This is a genomic window from Stenotrophomonas tumulicola (assembly GCF_014117215.1).
Classification (GTDB): domain Bacteria; phylum Pseudomonadota; class Gammaproteobacteria; order Xanthomonadales; family Xanthomonadaceae; genus Stenotrophomonas; species Stenotrophomonas tumulicola.
This window is the reverse complement of record NZ_JACGXS010000012.1, coordinates 58,715-71,351: the sequence shown is the minus strand read 5'-3', so window position 1 is coordinate 71,351 and position 12,637 is coordinate 58,715. Positions and strand designations below refer to the sequence as shown.

The window sequence follows — 12,637 nt, the reverse complement described above, 5'->3', positions numbered from 1 at the left end:
AGTTCAGACGTCATCACCCCAATTCGCCATACTGTTCGCCAAGGAATGGATCAACTGGCGAATGGTGCGCCGCTGATCGTGATGATCAGCGGCCGCCCCCGACCCACGGAGTGGGCCCATGACTCTCTGTCCGATCAACGACGCGCGGATTCGCTGGCATCGCGTGTCTTGCGGAACTCCGAGCCGTCCTCCCAACGTGGCCACGTGCGGCTGTTGGCCAGTTCAGCGCCCAGGTCATAGACCAGCAGCGTATCGGCGGCATGCCCCGCCGGGTCCCACGTCGGGGTCCAGGCATCGCAGGCCTGGTGGTAGCAGTCGGCGAAATACTTCTCGCGCAGCGCGCGGCCCGCTTCGACGCCGCCATCCAGCTTGTCCAGGCCCGGGCCAACGGTGATCGCCGGCACGCCAAGGCGCGCGAATGCGAAGTGGTCGGCGCGGTAGAAGAAGCCGGCTTCCAGGTTCGGGTCCGGGCTGTAGCTGCGCCCGCGCGCCTTGGCCACGCGCTCCAGGTCACCTTCCAGCGACACGCGGCCCTTGCCCCACGATGCGATGTCGCGGGTTGCGCCATCCGGGCTGAACATCTCGATGTTCAGCACCGCAGCGGTCTTGTCCAATGGCGCCAGCGGATGCGCAGCGTAATAGCTGGCACCAAGCAGGCCCTTCTCCTCGGCGGTCAAGGCAACGAAATACAGGGTGCGCTGCGGCTGCGGGCCGGCGGCGAACACGCGGCCCAGCTCCAGTACGGTGGCCACGCCAGTCGCATTGTCGATGGCACCACGGCGTATACGGTCGCCCTTCGCATCCGGCTGGCCGATGCCGAATGCATCCCAGTGCGCGGAGAAGATCACCGCTTCATCAGCATGCGCGCCACCGGGCAACTTGGCCACCACGTTGCGGGTCACCACTTCCTCGCGCTTGAGCTTGAAGGCCGCCGTGAGACGGGCGTTGTCCAGTGCGACCGGGGTGAAGTCGGCACGCATGGCCCTGCGCTTCTCGGCGTCGAAGTCCAGGCCCGCATCGGAAAAAATCGCCTCGGCCAATGAGCGCTGCATCCAGCCGCGCAGCGGGGTGTGCTGCGCCATGGCCTCGTCCTGGCTGCGCTGGATGTCGAACAACGGCGAGGTCCCCGAACTCTTCACCGTCGCCCAGCCGTAGGCAGCCGGTGCGGTCTCATGCACGATCAGCACGCCGGTGGCACCGCGCCGCGCAGCTTCTTCGAACTTGTAGGTCCAACGGCCGTAGTAGGTCACCGCCTTGCCATCGAAGGCGCCCGGGGCATCGGCTTCGAAGTCGGCGTCGTTGATCAGCATCACGGCGATCTTGCCGCGCAGGTCGACGTCCTTGTAATCGTTCCAGTTGCGCTCCGGCGCGTCGATGCCGTAGCCGACGAACACCAGCGGCACGTCATCCACGGCCACGCTGTCGCGCGGCTGCAGACTCTGCAGGGTGACGTCCTCGCCATTGACCAGCACGCGCTTGCCGCCCTTCAGCGACAGCGATGCGGTCGCCGTGCCGTCCAGCTGCGCACGCACCAGCGGCACCGGCTGCACCCAGCTGCCGTCCACGCCGCCCGGCTGCAGGCCGTAGCTGCGGAACTGCTCGATGAGGTACTGCACCGTGCGCTCTTCGCCTTCGGTAGCCGGCGCGCGCCCTTCGAATTCGTCGGAAGCGAGGATCCGTACGTGGCGCGACAATGCCTGCGGGTCGATGCCACCACCCGGCAGGTCATTGGCCGCATGCGCAAGGCCACCGACGAACAGGCAGGAAGACAACAGCAGCACGCGCATCGGATTCACGACTTCACCGGGCAGGAGACAAGGAGGTTCCCGAGTGTAACGTGACAGCGCGATGACGCGGAGATCAGCGCCGTTCGCGGTCCAGCCAGCAGGCCAGGCCCTGCGCATTGAGCTCGATGTCCATGGCCAGCACGTCGGCCACGGCATCCTGGTCCAACGGGCAACCGTGTGCCTGCGCGCGCTCCAGGTACAGCGCACGCAATGCGGCCAGCAGGTGCCGATGGCGATCCGGCCGCCCATCGCACTGGCGCCCTATCGCCACCATCGCGTCGATCTGCTCCAGCAGGTCCGCAGCCAGCTTCGGCACCTGTTCGACACGGCCGTAATGGGTCAGGTACATCCCTTCCGGCGCGTATGCCAGCATCCGGCGGATCGAAGCCTTGAGTGGCCCTGGATCGAACTGCACCGGCGAGGACGTCGGGATGATGAAGGCGCCCGCCGCGCTGTCCAGCTCGCGGTAGGACAGGCCAAAGGTATCGCCGGTGAACCAGCTGAGGCTGCGTGCATCCCATATGCAGTAGTGGTGCTGTGCATGTCCGGGGGTATGCAGCAGCAACAGTTCACGACCGGCCAGGTCGATGCGATGGCCGTCTCCTGCCACTACCACGCGATCTGCAGGTACCGGTTCGATCCGGCCGTAGCTGCGCGCGATTTCTTCTTCGCCATACACCGCCGTGGCGCCGGCGATCAGCCGCGTAGGGTCGATCATGTGCGGTGCCCCGCGGGGATGCAGCACCGCACGCGCGTTCGGCAGCTGCTGCATCAGCAGTCCCGCACCACCTGCGTGATCCAGGTGCACGTGGGTGAGCAGCAGCCAGTCCACCGCATCCACGCCCAGGCCGGCGTTCTGCAACGCCTGCAGCATGGCCGGCACGGCCAGCCCGGTACCGCAGTCGATGAAGGCCGCGCGGCCCTCCTCGACCACCAGGTAGGCCGCGTCGAAGTCTCCGCGCTGGAAACCGGTATCGATGGTGTGGATGCTGGGATCAAGCGACATCGGACGCTTCCTGGCTCAGGCAACAGCCACCATGTTAGGCATGTGGCAGGCCAGGCTTCGATCCGCCTTTGGTCGCAGCCTGCAACCAACGCGGCCGCAGCAGCAGCGCGATGACCAGCACCGCCAGGAAGGCGCCGTAGGCGTAGAGCACCGCCAGTACCTGCGGCCAGATCGGGCCGGCACCGGGTTGCGCCATGCCGATGCCGAACCCCCAGTGCATCGCCAGCACGCTCGACAGCAGCGCCAATGCCAGCGTCACGATGTCGAAGCCGCGTCGCCGGGCACCGCGCGGCTGGCGCGGATACAGCCAGAACAGGCTGCCGAGCAGGATGAACCAGGGCAGGAACAGCAGCAACGACAACCAGGCCATCAGCGAGCTCCATGTCAGCACGTCACCAGCGCGCGGACATCATGCCACGGCGTGCCTAGTCTTCGCGCAATGCCGCCAGCGCGGCCAGCACGGCGTCGACCTCGGCTTCCAGCTTGAACAGCTCGCTCTGCAGTGCATCGCCCTGCTCGGCCTGTTTCAGCACCGCGATCAACTGGCCGGCATCGCGTGGTGAATCGAAGCCCGCGCTCTGGACTAGCAGCGTGCCATCGCTGTCGGTCAGCTTGAAGTAGAAGCGCCCATCCTTCTCGCGGTACTGCTTGAACACCGGCAGCGCCACGCGCGCGGCCGTGGCAGCGACCGCCTTCGGTACGTCAGCCAGGTCACGCAGGCCGACGGCATGCCGGAGTTCCTTCAGCAGCGGCACGGCGAACTGTTCGCGCAGTTGCTGGCCACGCCGGCGCAGCAGCGCCTCGATCTTTTCCGGCTCGGCCATCAGCGCTTCATAGCGGGCGCGCAACGGCGACAGTTCTTCGTCGATGCGTTCGAACAGCTGCTGCTTCGCATCACCCCAGCCGATCCCCGCCGCGAAGGCCTGCGCGAATGCAGCGGTCTGTTCCGGCGTGGCGAACGCCTGGTACATCTGGAACAGCGGCGAGCCCTCGGTGTCCTTCGGCTCCCCTGGCGCGCGCGAGTCGGTCAGGATGGAGGACACCAGCTTCTTCAGCTCGTCGCGCGGGGCGAAGAGCGGGATCGTGTTGCTGTAGCTCTTGCTCATCTTGCGCCCGTCCAGGCCCGCCAGCGTGGCTACCTGCTCGTCGATCACCACTTCCGGCAACGGGAAATATTCCTTGCCGTAGACGTGGTTGAAGCGCTGGGCGAAATCACGCGCCATCTCGATGTGCTGGATCTGGTCACGGCCGACCGGTACCTGGTTGGCCTTGAAGATGAGGATGTCGGCGGCCATCAGCACCGGGTACATGAACAGTCCGGCACTGACACCGGCATCCGGGTCCAGCCCGTCGGTCTCGTTCTTGTCCATCGCCGCCTTGTAGGCATGGGCACGATTGAGGATGCCCTTGCTGGCCACCACGGTGAGGAACCACATCAGCTCGTTGGTTTCCGGAATATCGCTCTGCCGGTAGAACCACACCTGTTCCGGGTCCAGGCCGCAGGCCAGCCAGCTGGCGGCGATCTCCAGAGTGGAACGCTGGGTGCGCTCGGGCTCCTGTGCCTTGATCAGGCTGTGCAGGTCGGCCAGGAAGAAGAAGCTCTCGATTCCCGGCGCCTTGCTGGCAGCGATGGCGGGGCGGATGGCGCCGACATAGTTGCCCAGGTGCGGGGTGCCGGAAGGGGTGATGCCGGTAAGGACTCGGGTGGTCATGACTGCTCGACGGGAAACCTGCGGTGAACGGCTCCAGTTTACCCTCCACCGGGCAACCCCGTTGCGCCCGGCGGTGCGTTCCTGTGTTCACCCTGCCCTGGAGAACCGCGATGAAGCGCCTGCTGCCCCTGCTGTCCATCCTGCTGCTGTCCGGCTTCACGCCGGCCGCGCCGCCACCGAAGCAAGCGATCCCTGCCGACCAGGCCCTGGTCGAACTGAGCCTGGTAGACCGCGACAGCGGCAGGGTGCTGCCCCGCATCCCGCATGCCGGCCAGCGCTGGGTGCCTGGCGAGCGCGGCCACCGCTACGCCGTCCGCTTGCAGAACCTCAGTGCCAGGCGGGTACTGGTAGTGGTGTCGGTGGATGGCATCAACGCCATCAGCGGCGAACAGGCCACCCCCGACCAGACCGGCTACGTGCTGTACCCGTGGCAGACCACGGACATCACCGGCTGGCGGAAATCGAATGCCGACGTGGCCCAGTTCGTCTTCAGCAGTCCCGGCGACAGCTATGCACAACGGACCGGCCGCGGCGACAACCTCGGCGTGGTCGGCATCGCGGTATTCAAGGAGAAGGAGATGGCGCGTCCCGTGCGGCGGCCGGTGCGGCCGCCGGGCCGGGCGCTTCCTGCCTCGCCAATGGCCTCCGGCGACGCCGTGCGCGAGAGCGTTTCCCGGGCCACGACGCAGCGGCTGGGCACCGGCCATGGTGAGCGGGAGGATTCGGTGGTGACCGACACGCATTTCACCCGCGCCACCGCTGCTGCCAACCAGCAGACCCAGTTGCGCTATGACAGCGTGCGCAACCTGCGTGCGCGCGGCATCGTGGTCGCATCCTACCTGCAGGAAACGCGGGAACCGCAGGCGTTCCCGCAGCGGTTCGTTGCGGACCCGCCGGCACGATGAACGGCGTTCCTCCGCGCCCGACAAAAGAAAACGGGCCATATGGGCCCGTTTTTTCCTCGATGCATCTGCTGCCACGGCTTACTTGTAGTCCGGGTAATCCTTGCGCAGCGAGGCGTCGAATTCCTTCACCTGCTTGTCGGCCTCGTCGCGGGCGATGCCATAACGTTCCTGCAGGCGACCGGACAGATACTCCGCATTGCCTTCAGCGACCTTGAAGTCGTCGTCGGTAAGATCGCCCCACTTTGCCTGGGCCTTGCCCTTGAGCTGGGTCCACTTGCCTTTGATGATGTCGGTGTTCATTACTGGGCCTCTTGAGATACGACGGTGGGGTTACCGCACGCCAAGCATGCAGCGACGCGCGTTGCATCCCGGTCAAGCGTGGATGAAACAACTGCTCACGTGCTTGAACGGGACTGCCTCGCGATGACGATCCATCGGCCACGGAAAACCCCCGCGCACAAAAAAGGCCGGGAAATCCCGGCCTCTGCTGCTTGATCCCCCGAAAGCGATCAGTTACCGCGCGCGGCGTCTTCCACCTTCTCACCCGCACCCTGCACGTCCTTGCCGGCGCCGGCAACGGTGTTGCAGCCGGCCAGCATGGCTACCGAAAACATCGACAACAGCATCAGGGCAATAGCACGCTTCATGGACTTTCTCCTGGTTGACTGGATATATCACCGCGACAGCGGTTCGGGCGGCGGAGAGCCGTTGGTCAGCACTTGCCGTCCTTGCAATCCTGCGCCGTGTCATGGACCGCCTCACCTGCGCCCTGCATATCCTTGCCGGCACCGGCAACGGTATTGCAGGCGGTGAGCGAGCCGGCGGTACACAGCGCCAACAGCAATACGGAAATGATGCGCTTCATCGTCTTCTCCTGTTCAAGGCGCGGCGTCCGGGACGACCGGAGCGTGCCGCGTGAGGAGCAATCTGGCGCGCTCGGCGTGGAGCGAGCGTGAACGACTGGCTGATCCGTTCATGCAGGCCCAACCTCCCCTTGCTGTCAGTCGCGCATCAGCGTCGATTTGCCGAACAGGCTTTCCACCAGGTCCACGGCCAGCTCGGCCGTGGCGTTGTGGGTATCCAGCAGCGGGTTCAGTTCGACGATATCCAACGAGCCCATGCGGCCGCTGTCGGCAATCATCTCCATTACCAGTTGCGCCTCGCGGTAGTTCACGCCGCCAGGCACCGTGGTGCCCACGCCGGGGGCGATGCTCGGGTCGAGGAAATCGACGTCGAAGCTTACGTGCAGGTGGGTATCCGGCCCCAGGTCCGCCAGTGCGGCCTCCATGGTGCGCTTCATGCCCGCTTCGTCGATGTAACGCATGTCATAGACGTCCACCCGGTGATGCTTGATCAGGCGTTTTTCTTCCGGGTCCACCGAACGGATGCCGATCTGCCGGACCTGCGAGGGCAACAGCGCCGGGGCATCGCCGCCCAACCGGGTCAGCGCATCCGGACCCAGCCCGCACAGGCACGCCACCGGCATCCCGTGCACGTTGCCCGACGGCGTCACCTCGCTGGTGTTGAAATCCGAATGTGCATCCAGCCACAGCACGCGCAGGTCCTTGCCTTGTTCGCGACACCAGCGCGCCACCGCGGTGATCGAGCCGATGCCCAGGCAGTGGTCGCCACCGAGCATGATCGGCAGGCGGCCGGCACGAAGCTCGGCCAGGCTGGCCTCCATCAGCGCACGGTTCCATTCCACCACTTCATCCAGATGCCGATAGCCGGCGACCGGTGCGGTCCACGGGTTACGCGGGCCGTCCAGGTTGCCCAGGTCACGAACGTCCACGCCGCGTGCCGCCAGCGCTTCGGGCAATCCGGCAATGCGCAGCGCCTCCGGGCCAAGCCTTGCACCACGGTGGCCGGCACCGATGTCAGTGGGGACGCCGATCAGCGAGACGGGAATATGGCTGGCCATGGGGACTGCTCCGCGGGAAAAAGAAGATCAGTCTAGCCAGCGCAGCGATGGGCGACTCGCGGCAGTGCAGCAGGGTCGGCGATGCCGATGGCCATGCTGCCAGGCATGGCGGAGGGTTGCTTCGGCATTTATCCGCGCGTGGCGCGACGTTTTCTGCCGAGCCAGGCGGCGTCCGTCACTGCCATCATGAACCGGCACGCGGCCGCCTGCACGCCGGGACGTCGCGTGCCTCCATGACCTGCAGGAGCACGCCTTGACGATCCAACTGACCTTGGCCGACGCCCACGCGCTGGTGGCCAGCATCCTCTCCCGCGCCGGCTTTTCCCGGGCACACGCACGGGCACTGGCCAGCACCATCGTCGCCGGGGAACGCGACGGCTGCGCCTCGCATGGCCTGTATCGCACGCTGGTCTGCGTGCACTCGCTCCGGACCGGCAAGGTCGATGGCACCGCCCTGCCCACCGTGCATGAGCAGGCGCCGTCGATCGTGCGTGTCGACGCCCGTGGCGGCTATTCGCTGCTGGCATTCGAAGCCGGGCTGCCGCACCTGGTCGAGAAGGCACACAGGCAAGGGATCGCCGCCATGGCGATCAACCACTGCGTTCATTTTTCCGCGCTCTGGCCCGAGGTGGAACGGCTGGCCGAAACCGGGCTGGTCGCCCTGGCCTGCAACCCCAGCCACGCCTGGGTGGCCCCCGCCGGCGGGCGCGCGCCACTGCTGGGAACCAATCCCTTCGCCTTTGGATGGCCACGCCCGGACAACCATCCCTACGTGTTCGATTTCGCCACCAGCGCGGTGGCGCGCGGTGAGATCGAGCTGCGACGACGTGCCGGCCAGCTGATTCCCGAAGGGGTGGCCATCGATGCGGCCGGCCATGCCACCACCGACCCGCAGGCCGTGGTGGACGGCGGTGCCATGCTGACCTTCGGTGGCTACAAGGGCTCAGCGTTGTCGACGATGATCGAGCTGATCGCCGGGCCGCTGATTGGCGACCTGACCAGCATGGAATCACTGCGCCATGACGGCGGCGCCGGGGCATCGCCCTATCACGGCGAACTGGTGCTGGCGCTGGATCCGTCGCGCTTCATCGACGGTGATCCGTCGTCCCACATGGCGCGCGCCGAAGCCCTGCTGGAAGCCTTCGCCCCCAGCGGTGCGCGCCTGCCCTCGCAGCGCCGTTACCAGGCCAGGGCCTGCAGCCTGGCCGATGGCATCCGGATCCCCAAGGCGCAGCATGCCGAACTGGTGGCGCTGCGCGACGATCCACGGGCAACGGTGCTGCCCGGCTGAAGCCGCAGGTAGCGCAGGGGTCAGCCCAGCAACCAGGCACCGAATACCGGTCCCGCCGAGTAACCCGGCTCCGGCTCGATCCGCACCTGCCAGCCATCGGGTGACCGGGCATGCAGCGGCGCAGGGAGTGGATAGTCGACGTCGACGAAACGATCGCCACGGCCACCGTCCAGCACTTCGTTGGCAAGCACCACACCGTTGACCGCGATGGAAAATCGCCGACGATGCTCCTCGCCCCAGTAGCGCAGGCGCAGCGCGGTCGCCGGGCCCGCTCCCTGCAGCGTGAACTCGACCCGGCCGCCGCTGCGCACATCGCGCCCCCTGGTCCGCCGGTACAGCACCGGATAGGAGCTTCCACGCGCTGCCAGCCGATGTGCGGTCTCGCTGGCCTCGTCGCCCGGTTGCAGGTGATCCACCAGGCGGTCGGCCAACGCCGCCTGGCCAGCCGCATCGAAGGAGCCTGCAGCCGCCCGACGCCGCTGGGCCGCATCGTCCGGCTGGCGGAAGTAGACCGCGTGACGCCGATCGTGAAGCCCATGGAAGGGTGCGAAACGCACGGGCTGCGCATGGGACGGCAGCGGTACCTGGAAGCTGCCATCACCCGCTGGCTGGGCAAACAACGCAGCCACCGGCCCGGTCGCCAGCGTGGGCTCGACGCCATCCCATGGCTGGTCCGCCGGCCCCAGGTCTGCCGCGAGCACGCACGGCCCGCGCTGCAACGACACCAGCGTGGCCTCTCCGGCGCAAGGCTCCGCCCGCACCTCCATGGCAAACTCCAGCTGGATGCGTTCGCCCGCTTGCCACGGGCCCTGCAGTTCCAGGTAGCCATCGCGGACCCGTGGCACCTGCAGCCTGCCATTGCGCGTCACGCGCACGTTGCCGGCCCAGCCTGGCTGCCGGAACCGAAGCCATCGCAGACCGGCGTCGCGATCCTCCACGACCGTCAGGTCCACCTTGCCGGACTCGGGCAGGCTGGACTCCAGCCGCAGCGCCAGTCCCCGCGCCGGGTCGTCCAGCACGGCCGGTATGTACAGGTTGACCGCAATGTCGGCGCCTTCCTGCCAGAAGATGTCCTCGCTGAAACTGGCGTGGCTTTCCATGCCGGTGCCAACGCAACACCAGAACTCACCTTCAGGGCTGGAATACTTCCGCGCCTCACCGCCCAGCATGGGTGTCATGTAGGTGAAACGGCCACCGTCGGGATGCTGCTGTGACAGGACATGGTTGTAGACGGCCCGCTCGATGTAATCGTAGTAGGCCGACTGCCCCGACCATCGGTACAGGTAGCGCGACAGGCGGATCATGTTCAGGGTGTTGCAATGCTCGCAGGTCTGTTCGGTGAGGTAGCGCGAGACCGTGTCTGGCGCCTGGAAGTACTCGCGGTCGGCGTTGCCGCCGATCGCGTAGCTGTGATGTCCCACCACCCGCTGCCAGAAGAACAGCGCCGCCGCCGCATCGGCGCTGCGCCGCTGCAGTTCGAACTGGCGGGCGACGCCGAGCAGCTTGGGTATCTGCGTGTTGGCATGCAGCCGATTGAGCTGGTCGCGGCCGGCCGCCAATGGCTCGACCACCTGCTCATGCGTGAAACGTTCGGCCAGGCGGACCCAGCGGCCATTACCGGTGCGGGCGCCCAGCTCCGCCAACGATTCCTGCATGCCGCCGAACTCGCAGGCCAGCACTTCCTGCATCCGCGCATGGTCCAGCGGTGCCAGCGCTGCCTCCACGTAGCCGGCGATACCCTCCAGTACCGGCAACGCATCGGCATTGCCGCAGCAGCGATGCGCATCCAGCAGGCCGGCCAACAGCTTGTGCCAGGTGTAGAAAGGCGCCCAGCTGCCATTGAGATCGAAAGGCTGCGCACGGACATTCCCCAGCGACAGTTCCTCCAGTACCGCCCTTCCACCCTCCACCGTGCCATCGGCGCGTTTTCGCGTGAACCCGGCCACGTAACCATCGCCGCCGGCCTGCTGGCAGGCACGCAGTTCGTCGACGATGTAATCGACACGCGCCTTGCAACCTTCCTGCTCACTGCCCGCGTGCATCAGCGACAACGCGCTCAGGTAGTGGCCAAGGGTGTGTCCGGCGATCGTGTCGGCCTCCCATCCTCCATAGGCCTCGGCCTTGGGCTGCAGCCCCGCCTGCGAACGGAAGTTGTGCAGCAGGCGATCGGCGGACAACTGCATCAGATAGCGGTGCGTTACCTCCACCGAGGCCCGGAACACCGAGGGAGACAGGCGGACGCCCGCGACGGCCTGCCTGGGGGCGCCGGTGGACAATGCTGCCACGGCACCCGGGAAGCCGACCAGCCCGGCGGCGGCAGCGGCGGAACTCCACGCCAGGAAGCGGCGCCGGTCCAGCGCCAGCACCGGCACCTCCCTACCCCTCCCCTCATCCTTCATCATCGACCACCTGCATGGGGGCGTCGGGCAGGCCAGCGGCAGCCTTGGCCTGGCTGACCATGCGACGCACATCTTCGCGCAGCCTGGCCGAGTCGTAGACGATGCCATCCTTGATGGTGAAATCGACGCCGCCGATGCGCTCCACCTTATCGCTCTGGTCATTGAGCCGTATCGTGCCGGTGCCGTACAGCAGCTTCAGGTTGGCGACGGGATTGCCGCGCACCAGCACCAGGTCGGCCTTGCGCCCCACGCGGACAGTGCCTGCACGGTCTTCATGCCCGAGGATGCGCGCGCCGGCGCCGGTGGCGGCATGCAGCACTTCCAGCGCGCTGAATCCCGCCTCGCGCAACAGCTCCATTTCCTGCACGTAGCCGAAGCCATACAGGTTGTAGATATAACCGCTGTCGCTGCCCACCCCCACCAACCCGCCGCGGTTCTTGTACGCGTTGACGAACTGCATCCATGACCGATAGTTGTCGCGCCAGTCGACCTCGTTTTCCAGCGTCCAGTCGAACCAGTAGGAACCATGGTGATGCCGGCTGGGGCGATAGAAATCCCACAGTGCCGGCAGCGTGTAGGCGTCGTGCCAGGTGGCATTGGTCATGCGCATCAGGTCACGGCTTGCCAGGTAGGCCACGAAGGTAGGACTGAGCGCGAAATCGTGCTCCAGCATTTCGTCCATCACCTCGTTCCAACGTGCGCTTCCCGGTGCTGCCGCCTGGCTCCACAGCCGGCCGGCTTCGGCAAAGCGCCACTGCTCGTCGGTATTGTTGAAGTCGACCGGCCATTGCTGCAGGCGACGGTCGGTGAACATCGCCTCCGGCAGGCCATACCAGTGTTCCATGGAGTCCAATCCACGTGCCGCCGTCTTGAGGACGTTGGCATAGGCAACCATCTGCTGCGAATGGTGCATCGTAGTACGCATGCCGATCTCCTCGGCTTCGTCCAGCGCAGCGAACAGGACGTCCTCCGGTATCGCACCGATGAACTTGATGCCGTCGGCGCCGCGTTTTCGTGCGCTGCGCACGGCTTTCCGCGCGGCGTCAGGCGTATTGATGCCCGGCTCGATCGCGTTGAAGAACGGATAGATGTCAAGCCGCGGCGCGACGATCTCATTACGCTCGCTGCGACGCTTGACGTCGGCCATCCATTCGATCGGCCTGCTGCTGCCGAGCTCACGTGCGGTGGTCACGCCATGCGCCAGCCACAGCTTCAGCACGTACTCCGGCGCCACGCCCTGGCTGTCGTCGTGTCCATGCAGGTGTACGTGGGTGTCCACGAAACCGGGAAGCAGGGTGAAGCCCGTTCCGTCGATCTCACGATCACCAGCGGCTACGCGTTTTCCGGCGACTATGGCCCCGGGCGCACCGATGGATCGTATTTCGGCAATCCGGTCATTCTCGATGACGACATCGTAGGGGCCCTGTGCCGGGGCCCCCGTGCCGTCGATGACATCGACGTTGCGGATCACCAGGCGTGCATAGGGGCCCTCGCCCGCATCACGCGCCGGTATGTCGCCTGCACTGGGTCCTGCGCGCGCCACCATCATCGCCTGGCACAACGCCACGCCCAGCGCGGCCGATATCCATCGCTTGCTGAGTTCCATTGCCTTCTCC

At 66.4% G+C, this 12,637-nt stretch carries 12 protein-coding genes; 2 read left to right on the top strand and 10 right to left on the bottom strand.

Translation table 11 applies throughout. The features are described 5' to 3' along the window. Positions 1–134: 134 nt before the first annotated feature. From H4O11_RS16995 to H4O11_RS16980, 4 genes are all read right to left on the bottom strand, one after another. Positions 135–1,787 (bottom strand): M28 family metallopeptidase, encoded by a 1,653-nt coding sequence (locus H4O11_RS16995; protein WP_182341353.1) that lies wholly within the window; start codon positions 1,785–1,787, stop codon positions 135–137. 73 nt (positions 1,788–1,860) lie between these two features. Next, complete coding sequence (locus H4O11_RS16990) at positions 1,861–2,793, bottom strand: MBL fold metallo-hydrolase (RefSeq protein ID WP_182341203.1); 933 nt, start codon at positions 2,791–2,793, stop codon at positions 1,861–1,863. Between the two features lie 34 nt (positions 2,794–2,827). Beyond that, entirely contained in the window at positions 2,828–3,163 is a 336-nt protein-coding gene (locus H4O11_RS16985; protein ID WP_182341201.1) for a hypothetical protein, read from the bottom strand. A gap of 55 nt (positions 3,164–3,218) precedes the next feature. Next, positions 3,219–4,505, bottom strand: a complete 1,287-nt coding sequence (locus H4O11_RS16980; RefSeq protein WP_182341198.1) for a tryptophan--tRNA ligase — start codon at positions 4,503–4,505, stop codon at positions 3,219–3,221. A 110-nt stretch (positions 4,506–4,615) separates the two neighbouring features. Between H4O11_RS16980 and H4O11_RS16975 the strand changes: the two genes are divergently transcribed. Continuing rightward, positions 4,616–5,410: a hypothetical protein gene (locus H4O11_RS16975; protein WP_182341195.1), complete on the top strand. Its 795-nt coding sequence runs from the start codon at positions 4,616–4,618 to the stop codon at positions 5,408–5,410. A 78-nt stretch (positions 5,411–5,488) separates the two neighbouring features. Here H4O11_RS16975 and H4O11_RS16970 read toward each other — a convergent pair whose 3' ends face one another. The 4 genes from H4O11_RS16970 to rocF form a co-directional block, all read right to left on the bottom strand. Next, positions 5,489–5,710 (bottom strand): CsbD family protein, encoded by a 222-nt coding sequence (locus tag H4O11_RS16970; RefSeq protein ID WP_182341192.1) that lies wholly within the window; start codon positions 5,708–5,710, stop codon positions 5,489–5,491. Between the two features lie 209 nt (positions 5,711–5,919). Beyond that, complete coding sequence (locus H4O11_RS16965) at positions 5,920–6,057, bottom strand: entericidin A/B family lipoprotein (protein WP_182341189.1); 138 nt, start codon at positions 6,055–6,057, stop codon at positions 5,920–5,922. Between the two features lie 65 nt (positions 6,058–6,122). Further along, a complete protein-coding gene (locus H4O11_RS16960) occupies positions 6,123–6,275 on the bottom strand; it encodes an entericidin A/B family lipoprotein (protein ID WP_182341185.1) in 153 nt (50 codons plus the stop codon). 135 nt (positions 6,276–6,410) lie between these two features. Continuing rightward, entirely contained in the window at positions 6,411–7,331 is a 921-nt protein-coding gene (gene rocF, locus H4O11_RS16955; protein ID WP_182341183.1) for an arginase, read from the bottom strand. A 253-nt stretch (positions 7,332–7,584) separates the two neighbouring features. On the opposite strand from rocF, the gene H4O11_RS16950 reads away from it, so the two are divergent. Continuing rightward, entirely contained in the window at positions 7,585–8,622 is a 1,038-nt protein-coding gene (locus tag H4O11_RS16950; protein WP_182341181.1) for an Ldh family oxidoreductase, read from the top strand. 20 nt (positions 8,623–8,642) lie between these two features. On the opposite strand, the gene H4O11_RS16945 is transcribed toward H4O11_RS16950, so the two are convergent. Next, positions 8,643–11,024: a glycoside hydrolase family 127 protein gene (locus tag H4O11_RS16945; RefSeq protein WP_182341178.1), complete on the bottom strand. Its 2,382-nt coding sequence runs from the start codon at positions 11,022–11,024 to the stop codon at positions 8,643–8,645. Continuing rightward, entirely contained in the window at positions 11,011–12,627 is a 1,617-nt protein-coding gene (locus tag H4O11_RS16940) for an amidohydrolase family protein (RefSeq protein WP_182341175.1), read from the bottom strand. Before H4O11_RS16940 ends, H4O11_RS16945 begins: the two co-directional genes overlap by 14 nt. Positions 12,628–12,637 lie beyond the last annotated feature (10 nt).